Genomic DNA, 19,802 nt, shown 5'->3' on the forward strand with positions numbered 1-19,802 from the left:
CACCATGGCCCGGGTCTACGTCTCAACCGTCGTCAACGCACGCAACGATCGCGTCTGGGCGCGCGTGCGCGACTTCAACGGTCTGCCGAACTGGCATCCCGCGATTGCGGAAAGCCGCATCGAGGGCGGCGAGCCCTCCGACAAGATCGGCTGCGTCAGGGATTTTCGCCTGCGCAACGGTGATCGCATCCGGGAAAAGCTGCTCGGCCTGTCCGATTACGATATGTTTTGCACCTACTCGATCCTCGAATCCCCGATGGGAGTCGAGGACTACGTCGCGACGCTTCGGCTAACGCCGGTCACGGATGGCGACCAGACCTTCATGGAATGGACCGCGGAGTTCGACTGCGCACCCGAGCGGGAGGCGGAGCTCGTCGCGAATATCGGGGGTGGCGTGTTCCAGGGCGGCTTCGACGCCCTCAAACGCCAGTTCGGAGGCTGAGCGCCGTGCCGCATATCGTCAAGAGCACGATCCTGGATGCGCCGACCGGCTCCGTGTGGGCCGTGCTGCGCGACTTCAACGGGCACGATCGCTGGCATCCGGCGGTCGCAGCCTCCACGATCGAGCGTGCGCAGGCCCCAGACAAAATCGGCTGTGTCAGGCGCTTCAAGCTGCAGGACGGCTCGGAGCTGCGCGAGCAATTGCTGACGCTGTCGGATCTGGAGCAGGCCTTCAGCTATTGCCTGCTCGATACGCCTGTCCCGATGTTCAACTATGTGGCTCATGTCCGCCTGCTGCCCGTGACCGACGGCGACCGCACCTTCTGGCACTGGGAATCCCGCTTTTCGACGCGGCCGGAGGACAAGGACCGGATCACCCACATGGTCGCGGAAGATATCTACCAGACGGGATTCGAAGCGATCCGCCGGTACCTCAAGGAGGCTGTGTCAACATGACTGTGACGGTGAAGACCTTCACGAGCTCGAGCGAGGCCGCCGCCGCGCTGTCGTCCGATCGCACCGCGCGCTATCTCGGTGGCGGCACGCTGGTGATGCGCGCGCTGAACGAAGGCGATATCTCGCTCTCGACCATCGTGCGCGCCAATGACCAAGCCTTGACGCGCATCGACCCATCTGGTCCGCGGATCACCCTGGGTGCTGGCGTAACTTTCGCCCGGATTCTGGGCGAGCGCGACCTCGCTTTCCTGCACGCCCCTGCCCGCTCGATTGGCGGCCCGGCGGTGCGCAACATGGGTACCGTGGGCGGCAATCTGTTTGCGCCCAATCCCTACGGCGATTTCACCGTCGCCCTGCTTGCGCTCGATGCCACGGTCGCCCTGCAAGGCGGCTTTGGATCGCGCGACATTCCAATTGAGGAGTTCTTGCAGTCACGTGAAAGGCAGGCGGGCGCGCTCGTGCTGTCGGTGTCATGCACGCGACCGACTAGCGCGGAGGCTTTTCGCTACCGCAAGATCGCACGGATCAAGCCCAAGGGCGGCTCGGTCATCACGCTCGCCGCACATCTGCCCATCAGTGGCGGGCGGGTCGCCGGGGCACGAATCGCATTGGGATCGATGGCGCCGACGCAAATACGTGCGCGGGCGGCCGAACGCGCTCTGGAAGGTCGCTCGCTCGATGCCGCGACCGTTGCGGCCGCAGCCTCCGCAGCGGCGGAAGGAACATCGCCCTCCGACAACGCGCTCGGCAGCGCCTGGTACCGCCGCGAGATCGTCGGCGTCCATCTGCGTCGTCTTCTCTTGGGTCAGGAATAGATCGTATGGCCAAGACTGCCCTGCAATTTCGTCACAATGGCAGCGATGTCGCCATTTTCGTCGATGGCGGCACCAACCTGCTCGTCGCGCTTCGCGAATTGATCGGCGACATGACGCCGAAATTCGGCTGCGGCCAGGGGGGCTGCGGCACGTGTAGCGTCCTGATCGACGGCGAGCTCCATCTCTCCTGTCTGACGCTGGCCGAGACCGTCGCCGGCCGCTCTGTCGAGACGCTGGATAGCCTGAAGCAGGGACCGAACCTCCATCCGCTGCAGCGCGCCTTCGCCGAGAATTTTGCTGCCCAGTGCGGCTATTGCACGCCGGGCATGCTGATGGCTGCCAAGGCGCTGCTCGACCGCAATCCCTCCCCGAGCCGCGCCGAGATCGTGGAGGCGATCTCCGGCAACATCTGCCGCTGCACCGGCTACGAGCCGATCATCAACGCCATCCTCGCCGCCTCCGGCGGCAGGGTGAGCGCCTGAAGGACCAGATCATGCTGGAACTACGCAAGGACATCTTCGCCGACGAGCGCGACGATAATCTCAACGAGATCGGCAAGGGCACACAGCGCCAGGACATGCTTGGCCATGTCACGGGCACCTCGAGCTATTTCAACGACCACAAGCTCCAGGGCATGCTGCACCTGAAAGTCGTTCGCTCGACCCATTCGCATGCAAGGATCCGGCGGATCGATACCGCGGACGCCGAGCGCTCAGCCGGCGTGCGCCGGATCATCCGCGGCTCCGACGTGCCCCGCAACCTCAACACACTTTTGAGCCTGATCAATTTCGGCAAGGACGACGAACCATCGCTGGCCGTCGACAAGGTCCGCTACAAGGGTGAGCCGATCCTGGCCATCGTCGCCGACAGCGAGCGCGAGGCGTTCGAGGCGATCGCAAAGGTGCGGATCGACTATGAGCCGTTGCCAACCGTGTTCGACGTGGAAGATGCGCTGAAGGCCGGCGCGCCCGTCGTCAACGATACCTATCCGAAGAATGCCTTCATTTATCACGACACATACGACCACCAAAAGCTCCGCTTCGGCGATGCCGATGCCGCACTCGCGACCGCCGATCACGTGCTTGAACAACGCTACCAGATGTCACCAATCGAGCACGCGCCGACCGAAACCAATGGGTCGATCGCGGCGCCCGACACCAACGGGCGCTATGTCGTCTATACGTCGACGCAGGCGCTGTTCTTCTCGGTCGACACCTGCGCCAAGATCCTCGACGTCCCTTCCAACACCTTCCATTTCATTGGCGGCACCGTCGGCGGCGGCTTTGGCGGCAAGGTCGACACGCTGACCGAACCGTTATGCATCCTGGGTGCGATGCTGACGGGACGTCCCGTGCGCTACGTGTTCGGACGCGAAGAAGAGATGCAATACGGCCCGCCGCGCGGCGCCGAGCGCATCTACATCAAGGACGGCGTGATGCGCGATGGCCGCGTCGTCGCGAGAAAGATCCGCGCATATTTCGACAGCGGCGCATATACGCGGCTCTCCAGTTATGCAGCGGTGAAATGCGCAGCCCATCTGCCAGGACCCTACACCATCCCGAACGTCTATGGCGACGTCTACTGCGTCTTCACCAACCGTACGCCTGCAACCGCGATGCGCGGCTTCGGCGTCACCGCCATGGACTTTGCGATCGAATGCCAGATGGACAAGCTCGCGAACCTCGTCGGCATGGATCCGATGGAGTTCCGCATCCTCAATGCCTATCGCGACGGCGACATGAAGGCGCATCGGCGCGAGGCCAAGAACACGGCGCTGATCGAGTGCGTCCAGGTCGCGGCCGAGAAAGCCAAATGGCCGATCCGCGACGAGTTCAAGCGCGCCTCCTCCCGCAAAGACGGAGGCGGCAGCCGCGCTGCCATCCCGCGGACGCCTGCCGACATCCACGCACGGACGACCGCGCCGGCGCAGCAGCGCACGAGCTATGATCGCCTGCCAACGGCCGCGTCGCGCGAACCCCCGCGCGAGCCCCCACCGCCCGCGCCGCCACCGCCATCGCCGTCGCCACCGCGACCAACATCATCCTCGCATGGGGCGGGCCGATTCTCATCCGTGTTCGGCACCAGGAGGCGTTGAGATGACGCGACATCGCGGACGCGGCATCGCGTCGGTCAACTATCCCATCGGCATGAACCTCGGCGGCGATCCCAGCCAAGCCCTGGTTCATTCCAATCCAAGCGGCAAGTTCACCGTAGCGCTGTCCTCGATCGACCTCGGCCAAGGCATGAAGTCGGTCACGCGGCAGATTTGCGCAGAGACGCTCGGCGTACCCGTCGAGGACGTCTATGTCGATACCGCCGATTCCGATACTGGCCCGCATTGCATGGGCTCGTTCGCCTCGCGCGGCACCCATCGCGTCGGCAATGCAGTGATGGCGGCGGCGCGCGAGGCGCGCGGCGTGATGATGGAGGCGGCCGCAGAAGAACTCGAGGTCAACGCCGCCGATCTCGAAACCGACGGACGTGGCAACATCCACGTCAAGGGCGCGCCGCACCGCTCGATCTCCACCAAGGACGTCGCCATCGCCGCGCAGTTCAAGCAGGGCAAGACTATCGCGGGTCGTGGCATCTTCCTGGTTCCTCTGTCCAATGTCGATCCGGAAACCGGCGAGATGTCGCCGGCGACCTGTTACGCCCATGCCTGTCTCGTCGCCGAGGTCGAGGTTGACGACGAGACCGGCGAGGTCACGATGATCCGCATGGATTCTGCCTATGAGCTCGGCCGTGCGCTCAACCCGCGCCTGGTCGAGCAACAGCTCGTCGGCGGCGCCTGGATGGGCGTCAGTCACGCGCTCTACGAGACGCCAGAACCCTATTATCCCGACCCGGTCCACGGCCCTCGCGACTTCGTCGAATATGTCATGCCCGGTCCTGGCGATATCTGCCCGCACGACATCGCCGTATTGGAACGCCCCGCTCCCGATGGCCCCTTCGGCGCCAAGGGGCCCGGCGAAATGTGCGCGAATCCCGTATTGCCGGCCGTTGCGAACGCCATCTTCAACGCCGTCGGCGTGCGCATCGACGATCTGCCGATTACGCCGGAGAAGGTGCTGCGCGCGATCAAGGCCGAGGGCGGCGCGCGCCCTCAGGCGCGGCGCTGAGGTCTCGATGGCCGTCCGCAGCAACATCGTCGGCATCGACAGCCCAGAGGCACTGGAGAAAGCGCTTCGGGCAGCCTATTACCTTGCCGACGAGGGGCTGGCGACCGCAGCCTATCTCGGGCTGGCACTCGGCAAGCCATTGCTGCTCGAGGGCGCGCCGGGCGTCGGCAAGACCGAGGCCGCCAAAGCCATTGCCGCGGTCCTCGGCCGCCGCCTGATCCGCCTGCAATGCTACGAAGGCATCGACGCATCTGCCGCACTCTACGAATGGAACTATCCGCGCCAGATGCTCGCAATCCGCCAGGCCGGCGATGAGAGCGTCGACATCTACGGCGAAACGTTTTTAATCGAGCGACCGATGCTGGCGACGCTGCGCGCACCTGACTCAACTGTGCTGCTGATCGACGAAATCGACCGCGCCGACCAAGAATTCGAAGCCTTCCTGCTCGAGTTCCTGTCCGACTTCCAGATCTCGATTCCGGAGCGCGGTACGGTTCGCGCCTCTGAGCGCCCGGTTGTCGTCCTGACCTCGAACCGCACGCGGGATCTTCATGAAGCGTTGCGGAGGCGATGCGTCTATCACTGGATCGACTATCCCTCCGCCGAACGCGAAGCGCGCATCGTGATGATGCGGGCCTCCAGCGTCGCCGAGGGCACCGCGCGGGCCGTCGTCGCCGCCGTCGAGAAGCTGCGACGCGAACCACTCAGCAAGGCGCCCGGGATCGCCGAGGCCGTCGACTGGGCCGAGGCCGCCACGCTGCTGCACAAGGGCGGCGCACGGTGGCCTGATGCCTTCAGGCGCTCGATCGGCGTTGCCTTGAAAGACGAGGAGGATCTGCACTTCATTTCGCCGCGCCTCGATGCCCTGCTGGCGGAGGCCTCTGCATGAGCGCCGAACCCGAATTGCCGCGCGCTGCGCGTGTATTCATCTCGTTCGTCGGCTTGTTGCGAACGAACGGATTTGCCGTCGCACCGGAACAGACGACGTCGTTCCTGGCCGCAATCCAGTTGCTCGGTCCCCGCAGCCTGGAGGACATTCGGCAGGCAGCCCTCGCAACACTAGCCCCTCCACCAGAGCGTCGCGCAACGTTCGACCGGCTGTTCGATCTGCATTTTCGCGGGAACGAGGCAATCGACCGCGTCAATGACGGTGAGGACGACGAGACTGTTCGGCTGCAAGAGGAGGCCCGTGGAAACGACGAGCCGCTGTTGTCGGACGAGGCCAACGAGTCCGGTCTCGCAGCTGCGCGCGCCGGAGCCCTGGTCGAGCGCCGCTTTGCGCAGCTCTCGACCACCGATGCGCTGCGCCGGCTGTCCCGCGAGGCGCCGAGGCGCCTGCCGAAGCGGCGCGGCCATCGCCGCATGCGGGCTCGCAGCGGACCCTACGCGGATTTGCGCCGCACCCTGCGCGACTCCGTTCGCAGCGATGGCGAAATCCTCCGGCTGGGACGTTTGAAGCGGCGGCAACGCCCGCGCAAGGTGTTGCTTCTGATTGACGTCTCCGGCTCGATGAAGACCCGCACCGAAGAGAATATGAAGTTCGCGCACACGCTGGTGCAGGCGGCACCCAACGTCGAGGTCTTCACCTTCGGCACGCGGCTGACCCGCATCACCCGCCCGTTGCGACTCAAACGCCGAGAGCAGGCGCTCAGGGCGGCGGCCCATGCGGTCAGCGACTGGGACGGCGGCACCCGAATCGGCGACGCCCTTCAGGCCTTTCTCGCCGTGCCCCGCTTCGGCGGATACGCGCGGGGCGCTGCCGTGATCATCGTTTCCGACGGCCTGGAACGGGGCGAACCCGATGCGCTGCGCGATGCGGTCGCGAAACTATCGCGCCGTGCGTGGCGCATGAGCTGGCTGACGCCGCTCGCGTCCGGTCCCGACTTTCGCCCGCAGACCGAAGCGCTGGTCGCGATCGAACGCTTCGTCGACGACCTCGTCGATGGTGGCTCGAGCGCGTCGATCGTCGCGCATGTGCTGGCGCTGGGACAAAGGAGAGTTGCGTGACCGACGTCGTCGATGGACACCATCATATCTGGCGCCAGACCGACCTGCCCTGGCTGGTGGGTCCGATGCAGCCGCGCATCTTCGGTCCATACGAGCCGATCCGGCGCGATTACCCGATCGAGGAATATCTCGGCGACATCGAGGGCAGCGGCGTTACCCGCTCGGTCTATGTCCAGACCAACTGGGCCAATGACCGCTTCGAGGACGAGGCCGCTTGGGTGCAGCAGACCGCCGAGGAGCACGGCTGGCCGCATGCCATCGTAGCTTACGCCGACTTTTCGGTGGACGACGTGCGTCCACAGCTCGACCGCCTGAAGCGCTATGCCCTCGTACGCGGCGTTCGCATGCAACTGCATTGGCACGAGAACCCGCTTTATCGCTTTGCCGCGCGGCCGGACCTTTGCACCGATCCCGTGATCCAGCGCAATATCGCCCGCCTTGCGGATTATGGCTGGAGCTTTGAGCTTCAGGTGTTCACGCCACAGATGCCTGACGCTGCGCGCCTTGCGGAATCCTGCCCTAAGGTGATCTTTATCCTCCAGCACGCCGGCATGCTGGAGGACCTTTCACCGGCAGGCCGCGCCGCGTGGCGCGCCGGGATGGCCCGCCTCGCCGCATGCCCGAACGTCGTGTCGAAACTATCGGGGCTCGGAACCTTCATCCACCGCAACGACCCCGCGCATGTCGCATCCGTCCTGACCGATACGATTGCGATCTTCGGCGCCGAACGCTGCCTGTTCGGCTCGAATTTTCCGATCGAGAAATTGTGGACCAGCTATCGCGCGTTGATCGATGCATTCCGTGCCGCCGCGGCGCCGCTACGCGATGATCAGCGCGAAGCCATTTTCAAGACCACCGCTATGCGCGTCTATCGGCTCTGAGCGCCGAGGAAACAACGAGAACGGACACAGGGAGGGACGGAATGCCGCTGGAGATCAAGATTTTGGACTATGGCGATATTGAGCTGGAATCGAGCTTTTTGGTTCTCGGCCGCGATTGCGGCCGCACCCGCCGCGTCCTCACCCTCGGTTTCCTGATCCTCGGCGGCAAGTATCCGGTCGTGGTAGACACCGGTTACCGTTCCAACCAGATCATGGAAACGCTGGGGATGCGCGGCCTGCAGTATCACGAGCACATGATCGAGAACCAGCTTGCGCGGCACGGCGTGCGGATGGGCGATGTGCGTTTCGTCTGCCACACCCATCTGCACATCGACCACGCCGGCAAGGACGATCTGTTTCCGATGAACACGACCGTCGTCCTCAACCGCCGGGAGCTTGAATATTCCGTGTCCGGCCTGATGCATCCGCAATATCCGGCGCCGGATATCAAGCATCTGATCGACCGTCTGCACACCAAGAGTGCGCTGCGCTTTCTCGACCTCGAGATTACAGGTCCCATCGAGCTGATGCCGGGCGTCTACTGCGACGCTGCGAATGCGCATACCGAGGGCTCGATGAACATCATCGTCGAAACCGCCGACGGCATCGCCACCATCTGCGGCGACGTGATCTACGATTTCAACGATCAGATCGTGACGCCCTTCAACGAGATCCACGACTGGGAGCCACGCACCACTGGCAACCACGGCACCACCAAGCGGGCCGAGAAGGCCGCCATCAAAAAGCTGCTCAGCAATTCGCGCTATCTGCTGCCGGTCCACGACCGCCCCGCCAAGATCGAAGGCGGCAACGTCGTCGGCCGGCTGCACGACCAGGTGCCTGGGCCGGTCGTGCAGTCTCTGCCCCAGCGCAACTGGTTTCCGGCCTAGACGCCAGAGGATCGACCGATGACCCACGTCACCTTGCGCTCCGAATTCGAGACCCTGATCGATCCCTACGCACCAGTCGCGCAAATCGGCACCGGTTTTGACTTCACGGAGGGACCGATCTGGCATCCGGTCGATCATTATCTGCTGTTCTCAGACATGCCGGGCGACGTGCGCCGGCGCTGGGATTCGCGGCACGGCATTGCCGAGGTCAAACGCCCGTCGAACAAATGCAACGGCATGACCTATGACGCCGAACTTAATTTGGTCGTTTGCGAGCACGCGACATCGTCGTTGATCCGCGAGCGGCCGGACGGGCGGCGCGAGGTGCTGGCCTCGCACTTTGGGGGACAGGAGCTCAACAGCCCCAACGACGTCTGCGTGCACTCCTCCGGCGCGATCTATTTCTCGGACCCCTGGTATGGCCGCATGCCGGTCTATGGCGTCGAGCGGCCGAGGCAGCTCGGTTTCCAGGGCGTCTATCGCGTCGTGCCCGGCGCCGAGCCGAAGCTGGTCGTGGATCGCAATCTGTTCGACCAGCCGAATGGGCTGTGCTTCTCGCCCGACGAGAAATTGCTCTATGTCAACGACACCGTACAGGCACTCATCCGTGTATTCGACGTCAACGGCGACGGCTCGCTGTCGAGTGCGCGTGTGTTCGCGAGCGGTATCCGCTCCGAGCTCGAGCCCGGCTTGCCCGACGGCATGAAGTGCGACCAGCACGGCAACGTCTGGGTTACGGCACCCGGCGGGGTCTGGGTCTATTCGCCGCGGAGCGAGCTGCTCGGCAAGCTCCGCTTGCCCGAACTCGTCGCCAACCTTACCTGGGGCGGGCCGGATTTCCGCACGCTGTATCTGACTTCGACGCACTCGGTCTATGCCATTCCCACCAGGGTCGGACCGCGCCACGAGCCCTATATGAGCGGCAAGCGAGGCAGCGGCACGGCGGCCGCGGGCTCTGCTTCCGCTGCCCCCATCCTTGCCGACGGCGAAATGCAGCTCGACCCGCGACGCTGCGCCATGATCATCCAGGATCTCCAGAACGACGTCATCATGGACGGCGGCGCCTTTGCCGATTCCGGCGCGCCAGGTCACGCGAAGCAGCAGCGCGTCGTCGAGAATGTCCGCCGCCTGGCCGAATCGGCGCGGGTGCGCGGCGTCGCCATCATTCATGTCTGGTTCGTCGTCGAGCCCGGCGCGCCCGGCGTGACGCTGAATGCGCCGCTGTTCGAGGGTCTCGTCGACAGCAAGGCGATGGTGCGCGGAAGCTGGGGGGCGGCACCGGTGTCAGGTCTCGAACCACGGCCCGGCGATTTCGTGGTCGAGAAGGTGCGAATGAGTGCCTGGGAAGGCACGAGGCTCGAAACGATCCTGAAAGCCACCGGCCGCGACATGATCATCAACACCGGCGCCTGGACCAACATGTCAGTTGAGCACACAGCGCGGACCGGTGCCGACAAGGGCTACTTCATGATCGTTCCCGAGGATTGCTGCTCGACCATGAACGCCGATTGGCACGCCGCGTCGATCAATTTCGCCATGCAGAACGTCGCCGTCGTGACCAAGGCCGATGCGGTCATCAAAGCGCTGGGATGAGCGGTGGCGAAGCTCCTGCACCTGTCTTGCTCGCCCCGCGGCGACTCCTGGTCAGGCGCCGGCGCACGCGTTTTCCTCGACGGCTTTCGCCGAGCTCGGCCCGACTGGGACGTGGACGTTATGGATCTCTGGCGCGAGCGCTTGCCGGAATTTTCAGGCCCCATTGTCGAAGCCAAATATGCACGGATGAAGGCGCAGGCCTTCAACGACGCGCAGCGGGACAGCTTCGCGGAAGCCGAGCGGATGGCGGTGCGCTTAGCGCTCGCCGAGCGGGTGCTGATTTCGACGCCAATGTGGAACTTCGGCATTCCCTATAAGCTCAAGCAATGGTTCGACATTATCGTCCAGCCCGGGCTCACCTTTCGGTTCGATCCGTCGCTGGGGTATATCCCGTTGCTGAAGGACCGGCCGACCATCGTCATCATTGCCAGTGGCAGCGATTTCGCCACCGGAATGAATCGCGGGCGCATCGACATGGCAGCGCCTTACCTGCGCGAAATTTTGCGTTTTGTCGGCATCAGCAATGTCCGTTTCATTCCGATCGGACCAACCACCGGACCGCAACAGCCCATTGAGGTGGCTCGCGAACGAGCCCATCGACGCCTGGCCGCAATGGCCGAGAGCTTCTGATGCGCCCCGCAGGTCAGTCGAGGCTACGGCAGATTGTCCCGCAGAAAAATGTCGATGCGGATGCGCTCCTGGTCGGGGCTGATCGGCTCACCCGAACAATGCGCGAGCAGGACTCGCGCCGCAGACCGTGCCTCGTGGCCGGGATCCTGGTTGATGATGGCATCGAGCGTGCCGCGGACCAGGAAACGCCGCGTGTATTGGGTCAGCTCATGGGCAATCCAGACCACCTCGCGCGCCCGTCCCGAGGCCTCAAGCGCGTCGGCGATGCCACGGTTCCCGGCGCCGCAGCAGTATATGCCGCGCAGATCGGGCTGGCGCGCGAGCAGTGCCGCAGTGAGCTCCCGGGTGCGCTCGCTGTCGTCGCGGCCCTCGATCACCGGCAGCGCGACTAGGCTCTGATATTCGCTGGACAGGATCTGGTGGAAGCCGAATTGCCGTTCGGTGTGATCGCGCAGCGACAACGATCCCGCGATGACGGCCACCGTCCCCTTGCGACCAGTGAGGAACCGTCCCATCAGCGTTGCAGCGGTGCGGCCTGCCGCCGGGTTGTCGATGCCGACATAGTGCAGCCGGCGCGAGCTCGGCGCGTCCGACACGAGGGTCACCACAGCGACCCCGCGCGCAGTGAGTTCGTCGATCGCGGCGCGCACCCTGGGATGGTCGAGCGCGATCACGGCGACGCCCTGATAGGCAGGCGAGAGATTTTCCAGCGCGGCGGCGAGTACGTCCGGATCGAACACGTCGACACGCAGGATATCAATGAAGCCGCGCTGGCCGGCGAGCCAGTCTGCGGTGCGCTGGACCTGCTCGGTCAGGTTGGTCATGAAGCTGTTGCTGCCCGTCGGCAGCACAAAGGCAAAGCGGAACGTCTGCCCGCGGGCAAGCCGCGCGGCCGCGACGTCGGCTCGATAGCCGAGTTTTGCCACCGCGGCCTCGACCCGCGCGACGGTCTTGGCGCGCACGCCCTCGCGCCGGTTGACGACGCGGTCGACCGTGGCGAGCGAAACACCCGCCGTGCGCGCAACGTCCTCAAGCGTGGCACGAATCACCGGCTGGCTCGCACCAGCATTCATTCGCGCGCCGCCCACAGCATGCCGCGGGTCATCAACGTCCGGATCTCCGGTACGTCGAGCTCGTAGGCGCGGTGGCCGAGCGAGGAATAGAACACCCTGCCCGCGCCGTATCGCTTCTTCCAGATCACCGGCATCACCACGCCCTCGATCCAGGGGGCGTGCTCGCCGGTGAAGGTCGTCGTCGCCAACACCTCGTTGGCGGGGTCGACATGCATGTAGTACTGCTCGGAACGATGCTCGAAACTCTTCAGGCCCTTCATGATGGGATCATCCGGTTTCGTCAAGTCGACCTTGTAGTCGATGATGTTGCCGGGATGCGCAACCCACTGCCCGCCGCACAGGAACTGGTAGTCGACGGAATCGCGGAACGCGTCACCCATGCCGCCATGATGGCCGGCGAGCCCGACGCCGCTTCGGACCGCAGCGCAGAGATTGAGCGCTTCCGCCTTCTCGATCTTCGACATGGTGTAGATCGGGATGATCAGTGACAGGTCGTGAATCGCGGGATCGGCGAACGCGGCGGTGGTGGTTTCGATCCGCACCTCGAAGCCTTCAGCCTTCAGCCAGCCGCGGATCATCGAAGCGCAGAGATCGGGATCGTGTCCCGGCCAGCCGCCCCATACAATTAATGCCTTGCGCATGGTCATTCCCTCAGTCGATCTGTCCGGTTTCGCGCCCGGCCGGCAGCATCGCCGGCCGCTCGACGCGGCTCTCGATCTTGACGCGCCGGCCTTCGTCGGCAGAGATCTGGAACGCCTCCATCACCTCCAGCACGTGGAAAGCGAGCGCGCCGCTCGCACGATGCGGCCGGTTGTTCAGTATCGCGGAGGCCATATCGGCGGCGCCAATGGAACGGAACTCGCCATCGACATGACCGTGGGTCAGCGGGACCGGCTCCCAGTCGCCGCCAGCCTTGGCGACCTGCACCTCGCCGCCGAAGCGGTTCGGGTCCGGCACCAGCATGCTGCCCTTGTCGCCATAAATCTCGATTGGCGCGTGCCGGTGCTTGGGCACGTCAAAGCTCATCGCGATCGAGACGACCGCCCCGCTCTCGAATTCGAGCGTGCCGGCGACATGGGTCGAAACTTCGACCGGGATCAGCGTTCCGTTCATCGGCTGGCTGGTGACCAGCCGCTCGGATTTCGGACGCGCGGTCGAGCCCATCACGCTCGCCACCGGGCCGAGCAGCTGCACGAGATCGGTGATGTAGTACGGGCCCATGTCAAGCATAGGGCCGCCGCCGCGCAAATAATAGAAACCCGGCGCCGGATGCCAGCGCTCATGGCCGGGGCAGCCGAAGAACGCGCTGCCGGCCACGGGCGTGCCGATCGCGTCATCGTCGATCAGCTTGCGCGCGGTCTGGTGCCCACCGCCCAGGAACGTATCGGGCGCGCAACCGACGCGAAGATTCTTCTGCGCGGCGAGCTCCATCACCTTGCGCGCTTCCGTGACGTTAATGCCGAGCGGCTTCTCGGAATGAACGTGCTTGCCGGCGTTCAGCACCGCCAGGCTGACGTCGGTGTGGGCGAGTGGCACAGTGAGATTGATGACGATCTCAACGTCGTCTCGCTTGAGCAGCTGATCAACCCGCATCGCCGGCAACCCGAAGGCGGCGCCCTGCCGCTCTGCCGCATCGCTGCGCATATCGGCGAGCGCCTTGATTTCCATGACCGCGAAGCGCTGGGCCGCCTTCAGATAAGCGGTGCTGATATTGCCGCAGCCGATGATGCCGATGCCGACTTTTCTCATTGTGATCTCCGTGAGGTACCGTTCATCCCTTGACCGCGCCGGCGGTGAGGCCTGCGACGATGTGCTTCTGCGCCAGGAGGAAGAGAATGATCGTCGGCAGGATGGTCAACGTGATGAAGGCCAGGATCAGATGCCACTCGGACGAATACTCGCCCTGATAAATCATGATACCGAGCGGCCAGGGATAGAGCGCGTCGGTGTTGAGCATCACCAGCGGCAGCAGATAGGCGTTCCAGCTGTTGACGAAGGTGATGGTACCGACGGTCGCCAGGATCGGCCGCGATAACGGCAACGTCACATAGCGGAAGAATTTGATATAGCTGCACCCGTCGACCAGCGCGGCCTCCAGCAATTCGTACGGGATGTCCTTGAAGAAGCGCCGCAGCAGCAACACGCTCATCGCAAGACTGAAGGCCGTCTGCGGCAGGGCAACGCCAAAATATGTATCGAGCAGCCCGAGATCGCGGACCTTGATGAAGAGCGGCAGCACCGCCGTCGCGGCCGGAAACAGCAGGCCCAGCGTCAGGTAGCTCAGCAGCATCGAGCTGCCATAGAACCTGATATGGGCGAAGGTGAACGCCGCCATCGAGGCGACGATCAGGGTCAGGGCCACCGTGAGGGTCGAGATGATCAGCGAGTTGCGCAAGAGCTGCCAGTAGCGTGCCGAGAACAGGATGTCGGCATAGTTCTGCCACTCCCAGTGGCGTGGCAGGCCGAACGGATTGACGCGCAGTTCGCCGAGCGATTTGAAGCCACCGAACAAGGTCGCGAGCAGCGGCACCACTACGATGATGGCAACGACGGCGAGGAACACCAGCTTGAACAATACTGAGGGATCGAACGGGGCGCGGATGGTCCTGGCGTTACTCATCGCGCATGAACCATCGCTTGTACGTGAAGGCAAAGGTCACGCAGATCGCAAACAGGATGACGCCGATGGCACTGCCGTAGCCGACCCGCATGCGTGAGATGCCATTGTTGTAAAGAAAGCTCACCATCGTGTTCGAGGAGTCCGCTGGCCCCCCGCGCGTCAGCGGCATGACGAGGTCGAACAGCTGCAGCGAGCCGACGATGGCGAAGAACACGGAGAGCCTTATCGTCGGATAGAGCAAGGGGATGACCACATGTCGCAAGGCTTGCGATCGGGTCGCGCCGTCGATACGCGCCGCCTCGACCAGGCTCTTGTCGAGGCCCTGGAGCGCTGCGATGAATAGCATCATGTGGAAGCCAAAGTACTTCCAGACGACCACGATCAGCACCGCCAGCATGGCCGTATCCGTCGATGCAAGCAGATGCGGCGGCTCGGCGCCGAAGCTGCGCCAGATCGAGGCCACAAGGCCGTAGTCGCCATCATAGACGAAGCTGAAGATCAGCCCGGTCGCGATCTCCGCCAGGATATAGGGCATGAAGAACAGCATGCGCAGCGCCACCGCCCCTCGAAAGCGTTCGGCGAGCATCAAGGCCAGGGTGAGCGCAAGCGGCAGCTGGATGGCGAGCGAAACAGCGATGATCAGGCCGTTGTTGCGCAGAGCGAGCCAGAAGGCGCGGGTCTCCAGCACAAAGCGGTAATTGTCCAGGCCAATCCAGTTGGTCGGCCTGCCGAACCCGTTCCAATTGAAGCCCGAATACCAGGCTGCTTCGCCGATCGGCAGCACAACGAACAACGTGAACAACAGCAGCGCCGGCGGCAGGAACAGGATGAGCACCGTCAGCCTGCCGTCCCAACTCGGGCCACGGACCGTGACCTGCGGGATCATCTCGCCAGCAGCGCCGATCGCCGACACGCTCGCGGTCCGCCGCGTCACCGTCAGTTGCCCTGTTTCCACGCCGCCTCGATCGCCTTGGCAGCCTCTTGCGGGCTCATGCTGCCGCCGGCGATCTCGGCAGTAACGTCGTTGACGACGCGGCCGACCGACGGACCCAGGCTCTGGTCATAGAAGTTCTGGTGGTAGTTCGACTTCGCTAGATTGGCGGCGATCAGCTTCATGAAGGCGTTGTTGAGGCCGACATCCGCACCCTGCACCACCGGGATGATGAAGTTGCCCGCGGCAAGCCGCGTCTGCACCTCTTTGGAGACGAAGTACTTCAGGAAATCGACAGCCTCCTTCGGCGAGCCTTTTGTGATCAACCAACCGGTGATGCCCCCGAGCGTGTCGGTCGGAGCGCCCTTGCCGCCGGTCACGACCGGGAAGTCGAACCAGCAGATCTTGTCTTCGATCAATCCGACCTTGTCGGCGGCGAGAGCGCGCTGCAGATGATAGACCGTGCTGATCGCGAGCGTCATCGCCGCCTTGCCGTCGCCGAAATAGCCGACCGCCTGCGGGTTCTTGAAACCCAGGAAGCCATTCTGGAACGGTTGGAGATCCACGAGTTGCTTGAACAGCTCGCCGGATTTCTGGAAGGTTTCCCCGGCAAAGCCGCCGTTCTCGCCACGCAACGCCGCATCGAACGCCGCCTTGCCGCCGATGCGCACAGCAAGATGCGTCCAGTAGAAGTGCAGTGGCCACTTATCGGCGCCGCCGACCACGATCGGGGTCACGCCGGCGGATTTCAACGTCTTCACGGCAGCAAGCAGATCGTCCCAGCTCTTGATCCCGGCAGGGTCGACCTTCGCCTTGGCCATCAGCTCCTTGTTGCAGAGGAAGCCGACCTGCGAGAGCGCCGTGGGCAGACCATAAACACGGCCGTTGCTGGTGAAGGCGGCGAGCGCCGCCGGTGTGAGACTGTCGCTGTAGCCCTCCACAGAATCGGTGATGTCGTCGAGCACACCGGCCTCGATCTGCGTCTTCAGGACACCGCCGGCCCAGCTGTAGATGATGTTGGGCCGGTCTTTGGATTGCAGGATGGTCGGCAGCTTGGCCTTGTAGGCCTCGTTCTCGAGGAACTGCATCTCGACCTTGACGCCGGGATGCGACCCCTCATAGGCGCGCGCAACCTCCTCCCAGATTTTGACCTGGGCCGGGTTGGCCTCGATGTGCAGCCACTTGACCGTCGTTTCGGCCGCAGCGAGTTTCGCTCCGAACAGGCATGCGACAACGGCTAGTCCCAGTTTCCCGAGCAGTCTCATCACATTCCTCCCAAGGGCTCTTATTCTTTGATGCAATCCTGCCTTCGATTTTTGAGGTACGCAACTGAAATTCTGACCTATGCACCTCACGAGGGAGGTCGCTAAGGTGAGCGGGAGAGTCGGGCCGCGTCGCGCTGCCCCCAACGCAAATCGAGGGATATCCATGGCTGCCGTTTATTCCGACCTCGCCGGCAAGGTCGTTCTCGTCACCGGAGGCGCATCGGGAATTGGCGCTGCGATCGTGCGGCGCTTCGCACAGCAGAAATCCAATGTCGTGTTCTTCGACATCAATGTCGACGCGGGCCAATCGCTGGCACGCGAGCTGTCGGATCAAGGTCTTAGCGCGCGTTTCATGCGTGTCGACTTGACCGATATTGCCGCGTTACGTGCCGGTGTCGCGGAGGCGCGCAATGTGCGCGGCGCGATCAACATCCTCGTCAACAATGCCGCGCATGACGAGCGGCACAGCACCGAGGAAATGACACCGGAATATTGGGACGACCGCATCGGGGTCAACTTGAAGCACCAGTTCTTTGCTGCGCAGGCCGTGTTGCCGGACATGAAGGCGGCGAACGCCGGCGCTATCATCAATTTCGGCTCGGTATCGTGGATCGCCGGACAAGGCGGCATGGCCGCCTACACCGCCAGCAAATCGGGTGTGATCGGTCTCACACGCTCTCTGGCGCGCGATTACGGCGCCTACAATATCCGCGTGAACGCGATAGCGCCGGGATGGATCATGACTGAGCGCCAGCTCGATAAATGGATGACACCCCAGGGCGAGGTCGAGCTCATGCAACGACAATGCCTGAAGCGCAAGCTCATGCCCGACGAGGTCGCGAAGTTCACCATCTTCCTCGCTTCCGACGAGGCTTCTGCCTGCACAGCCCAGCACTACATCGTCGATGGCGGCTGGGTCTGAGGCGGACCAGACCAGATCGTGCATCGGCGCGCCGCTACTTTGCCAGGCGGAACTTCCCGCCTTCGACCTTGATGAGAAAGGCCGAGCGCTCATCATAGCCGTTGTGATCGGCCTTGCTCATGTTCGACAGCCCATTGTTGAGATAGATGTTCTGCCCACGCTCGAGTGCGTCCCGCAGCGCCGCGCGAAATTCGATTGTGCCAGGCTTTGCCGTCTTCAGCGCATCCGGTGCAGCTTTTCCGATCAGTGCCACGACATCCCAGAGGTGAGCAGCGAACATGTTGGGCTTTTGTCCGTTCGCCGCTTCATACGCGGTCACGAACTCCTCCGTCGAACGACGGAACGGATCTCCTGCGGGAAGATCGGCGGCAATGGTAAAAGCTTCGCCCGCGAATACCGCACCTTCGACGTTCGCGCCGCCGAGCTTGATGAACTCCTCACTGGCCACGCCGTGTGTCTGAAATATCTTCCCGGCGTATCCGCGCTCGCGGAGCGCCTGCTGCGGCAGGACGGCCGGAGTTCCTGCGGACGCGATGAAGACGGCATCGGGATTGGTCGACATCACCTTCAGCGCCTGACCGGTGACGCTGGTGTCGGCGCGCGCGTAGACCTCATGTGTGGTTACGGTCAGCCCCAACGCAGGCGCGAGGCGGCTCACCTCCTTGTAGTAGCCCTCGCCGTAGCCATCCGAAACGCCGATATAGCCGAGCGTCTTCACGCCTGATGTCGCGATATGCTTGAGGATGGCGGCCGCCATGAGGTCGTCATTGGGAACGACCTTGAAAGCCCAGGCACGCTTCTCATCCATCGGTTGAACGATGGCCGTAGCGGCAGCGAGCGACAGCAGCGGCGTCTTCGATTCGAGCGCGACATCCAGCATCGGCATGGTCACCGGGGTCAGAGAGGAGCCGACCAGCACGTCGACCTTATCCTGGATCACCAGCCGGCGTGCGTTCTGGACCCCTTTGGTCGAATCCGACTCGTCGTCCAGGACGATATAGGTCACCTTCTCTCCACCGATCTCTTTCGGAAGAGCTGCAACCGTCTTGAGCTGCGGCTGTCCCAGAGCGGATCCCGGGCCGCTTGCCGAAATCACAATTCCAATTTTGATGTCCGCGTGAGCAGCATTTCCAAAAAGGACGCATGCCACAAGAAGCGAGGCTCGCGCGAAACCGATCTTCATGTCCCGTTCCTCCCTGTCCGCTTTGATGACTCCGCCGGCTGCATCGGGCGCCCCGGCTCGAGCTTGCACTGCTCTCCGGGACGCACCGACGCTGCCCAGAAGGCACGTCGTCCGACATACGCGTTCCCTCCTGCGGTCCCGAGCAAGCGGGCGGATCATGCTAAGCGGATCGCGGCAACGTGTCTGTCCCTAGCGTTAGGGACAAGACATCGGTGCTCGAACCGGAATCTCGAGGTAGACGGACACGCCTTCGCGTTCTCGCGGCGCATTTCGCCCGAGCTTTGCTTGGTCGCTTCACCCTCTTGTCCAAGAGGGCGCAGGGAAGGCCGGGTGCCGGCTGGCACCCGCGGTCCGCTGCGCGAAAAGCACACGCAGGAAAACCGCACAGCAGCATACAGGTGTAGCCAATCACTCGGCCTTCCCTGCGCGATGGTTGGACGGCTTATGCCGTGCTCTCCCGGGAGCCGAGTTCTCTTTGGCCTCCCTCGTCCCAACGAAAGTCACCGCCACCGCGCCGGTTGACGCAGATGCCGCATTCGCCAGGGCTTGACCGTAGCAACGACGGCCAGGACCACACGGTTTTTGCCGTACGCACGGTTCGCCATTTCGCCGCAGTTTTCCCAGCCCTGTCGACGGAGCCGGAAACTTACAGACGAGACGAAGCCTAGCAGCGCCGCTCGTCGGAACGCAGCCTGGGCTCACGGAGAGCAATCCGCCCTGCCCTTAGCCTCTCGCACCCGAACGCTGCCGCGTCCACCGCAAGCCCGGCTCGCGAACATGACGACCACAAGATCGCCCCTCAAGGATGAGCCGGGATGGACGACACATACGCTAAAACCGAATTTCGGTAAAGTGGAATATTTCTGACGAGGGGGGTTGACGCGGTCGTGGCTGTTTCGGCTGCGAGGCCGCTCGATGAGGAATTAGCGGTTTGGTAACCATACGCGCCTCGCTCGAAGGATTAATGCAAATCATA

Annotated in this window: 20 protein-coding genes; 13 read left to right on the forward strand and 7 right to left on the reverse strand. The window is 63.6% G+C overall.

Features of this window, described 5'->3' with window-relative positions; translation table 11 throughout:
* Positions 1–4 precede the first annotated feature (4 nt).
* From BcanWU425_RS25780 to BcanWU425_RS25835, 12 genes are read left to right on the forward strand one after another with little or no spacing between them, the layout of a single operon-like run.
* Entirely contained in the window at positions 5–442 is a 438-nt protein-coding gene (locus BcanWU425_RS25780; protein ID WP_007593021.1) for an SRPBCC family protein, read from the forward strand.
* A gap of 5 nt (positions 443–447) precedes the next feature.
* A complete protein-coding gene (locus BcanWU425_RS25785) occupies positions 448–897 on the forward strand; it encodes an SRPBCC family protein (protein WP_085394730.1) in 450 nt (149 codons plus the stop codon).
* Positions 894–1,712 carry an FAD binding domain-containing protein gene (locus BcanWU425_RS25790; RefSeq protein WP_018458732.1) on the forward strand — a complete coding sequence of 273 codons (819 nt, stop codon included), beginning with the start codon at positions 894–896 and terminating at the stop codon, positions 1,710–1,712. The genes BcanWU425_RS25785 and BcanWU425_RS25790 overlap by 4 nt, the downstream gene beginning before the upstream one ends.
* Positions 1,713–1,717: 5 nt before the next feature.
* On the forward strand, positions 1,718–2,194 hold the full coding sequence (locus BcanWU425_RS25795; protein ID WP_007593025.1) for a (2Fe-2S)-binding protein: 477 nt from the start codon (positions 1,718–1,720) through the stop codon (positions 2,192–2,194).
* An 11-nt stretch (positions 2,195–2,205) separates the two neighbouring features.
* Entirely contained in the window at positions 2,206–3,807 is a 1,602-nt protein-coding gene (locus BcanWU425_RS25800) for a xanthine dehydrogenase family protein molybdopterin-binding subunit (RefSeq protein ID WP_204510806.1), read from the forward strand.
* 1 nt (position 3,808) lies between these two features.
* Positions 3,809–4,831 carry a xanthine dehydrogenase family protein molybdopterin-binding subunit gene (locus BcanWU425_RS25805; RefSeq protein WP_085352430.1) on the forward strand — a complete coding sequence of 341 codons (1,023 nt, stop codon included), beginning with the start codon at positions 3,809–3,811 and terminating at the stop codon, positions 4,829–4,831.
* 7 nt (positions 4,832–4,838) lie between these two features.
* Positions 4,839–5,720: an AAA family ATPase gene (locus BcanWU425_RS25810; RefSeq protein ID WP_018458729.1), complete on the forward strand. Its 882-nt coding sequence runs from the start codon at positions 4,839–4,841 to the stop codon at positions 5,718–5,720.
* Positions 5,717–6,838 carry a vWA domain-containing protein gene (locus tag BcanWU425_RS25815; RefSeq protein WP_204510805.1) on the forward strand — a complete coding sequence of 374 codons (1,122 nt, stop codon included), beginning with the start codon at positions 5,717–5,719 and terminating at the stop codon, positions 6,836–6,838. Before BcanWU425_RS25810 ends, BcanWU425_RS25815 begins: the two co-directional genes overlap by 4 nt.
* Positions 6,835–7,719 (forward strand): amidohydrolase family protein, encoded by an 885-nt coding sequence (locus BcanWU425_RS25820; protein WP_204510804.1) that lies wholly within the window; start codon positions 6,835–6,837, stop codon positions 7,717–7,719. Before BcanWU425_RS25815 ends, BcanWU425_RS25820 begins: the two co-directional genes overlap by 4 nt.
* Positions 7,720–7,760: 41 nt before the next feature.
* Positions 7,761–8,609 (forward strand): MBL fold metallo-hydrolase, encoded by an 849-nt coding sequence (locus BcanWU425_RS25825; RefSeq protein ID WP_007593031.1) that lies wholly within the window; start codon positions 7,761–7,763, stop codon positions 8,607–8,609.
* Positions 8,610–8,627: 18 nt separating this feature from the next.
* Complete coding sequence (locus BcanWU425_RS25830; protein WP_204510803.1) at positions 8,628–10,202, forward strand: isochorismatase family protein; 1,575 nt, start codon at positions 8,628–8,630, stop codon at positions 10,200–10,202.
* 3 nt (positions 10,203–10,205) lie between these two features.
* Complete coding sequence (locus BcanWU425_RS25835) at positions 10,206–10,832, forward strand: FMN-dependent NADH-azoreductase (protein WP_204510802.1); 627 nt, start codon at positions 10,206–10,208, stop codon at positions 10,830–10,832.
* Positions 10,833–10,855: 23 nt separating this feature from the next.
* Here the strand turns inward: BcanWU425_RS25835 and BcanWU425_RS25840 are convergent, their stop codons facing one another.
* From BcanWU425_RS25840 to BcanWU425_RS25865, 6 genes are read right to left on the reverse strand one after another with little or no spacing between them, the layout of a single operon-like run.
* Positions 10,856–11,905 (reverse strand): LacI family DNA-binding transcriptional regulator, encoded by a 1,050-nt coding sequence (locus BcanWU425_RS25840; RefSeq protein ID WP_026233645.1) that lies wholly within the window; start codon positions 11,903–11,905, stop codon positions 10,856–10,858.
* Positions 11,902–12,546, reverse strand: coding sequence for a ThuA domain-containing protein (locus BcanWU425_RS25845; protein WP_085394203.1), 645 nt, complete (start codon positions 12,544–12,546; stop codon positions 11,902–11,904). The genes BcanWU425_RS25840 and BcanWU425_RS25845 overlap by 4 nt, the downstream gene beginning before the upstream one ends.
* Positions 12,547–12,556: 10 nt before the next feature.
* Complete coding sequence (locus BcanWU425_RS25850) at positions 12,557–13,654, reverse strand: Gfo/Idh/MocA family protein (RefSeq protein ID WP_085394191.1); 1,098 nt, start codon at positions 13,652–13,654, stop codon at positions 12,557–12,559.
* A gap of 22 nt (positions 13,655–13,676) precedes the next feature.
* Entirely contained in the window at positions 13,677–14,525 is an 849-nt protein-coding gene (locus BcanWU425_RS25855; RefSeq protein WP_085352423.1) for a carbohydrate ABC transporter permease, read from the reverse strand.
* Positions 14,518–15,459, reverse strand: a complete 942-nt coding sequence (locus tag BcanWU425_RS25860) for a carbohydrate ABC transporter permease (protein WP_085385835.1) — start codon at positions 15,457–15,459, stop codon at positions 14,518–14,520. Before BcanWU425_RS25860 ends, BcanWU425_RS25855 begins: the two co-directional genes overlap by 8 nt.
* A 2-nt stretch (positions 15,460–15,461) precedes the next feature.
* On the reverse strand, positions 15,462–16,721 hold the full coding sequence (locus BcanWU425_RS25865) for an extracellular solute-binding protein (RefSeq protein ID WP_204510801.1): 1,260 nt from the start codon (positions 16,719–16,721) through the stop codon (positions 15,462–15,464).
* A gap of 163 nt (positions 16,722–16,884) precedes the next feature.
* Here BcanWU425_RS25865 and BcanWU425_RS25870 point away from each other — a divergent pair, with 163 nt between their 5' ends.
* Positions 16,885–17,643, forward strand: a complete 759-nt coding sequence (locus BcanWU425_RS25870) for an SDR family NAD(P)-dependent oxidoreductase (RefSeq protein ID WP_018458719.1) — start codon at positions 16,885–16,887, stop codon at positions 17,641–17,643.
* A gap of 34 nt (positions 17,644–17,677) precedes the next feature.
* On the opposite strand, the gene BcanWU425_RS25875 is transcribed toward BcanWU425_RS25870, so the two are convergent.
* The gene (locus BcanWU425_RS25875) at positions 17,678–18,826 is read right to left on the reverse strand and encodes an ABC transporter substrate-binding protein (protein WP_085352421.1); all 1,149 of its coding nucleotides are present in this window, start codon (positions 18,824–18,826) and stop codon (positions 17,678–17,680) included.
* Between the last annotated feature and the right edge of the window lie 976 nt (positions 18,827–19,802).

Origin of the sequence: Bradyrhizobium sp. WU425 (genome assembly GCF_021052305.1) — a bacterium.
GTDB lineage: Bacteria > Pseudomonadota > Alphaproteobacteria > Rhizobiales > Xanthobacteraceae > Bradyrhizobium > Bradyrhizobium canariense_D.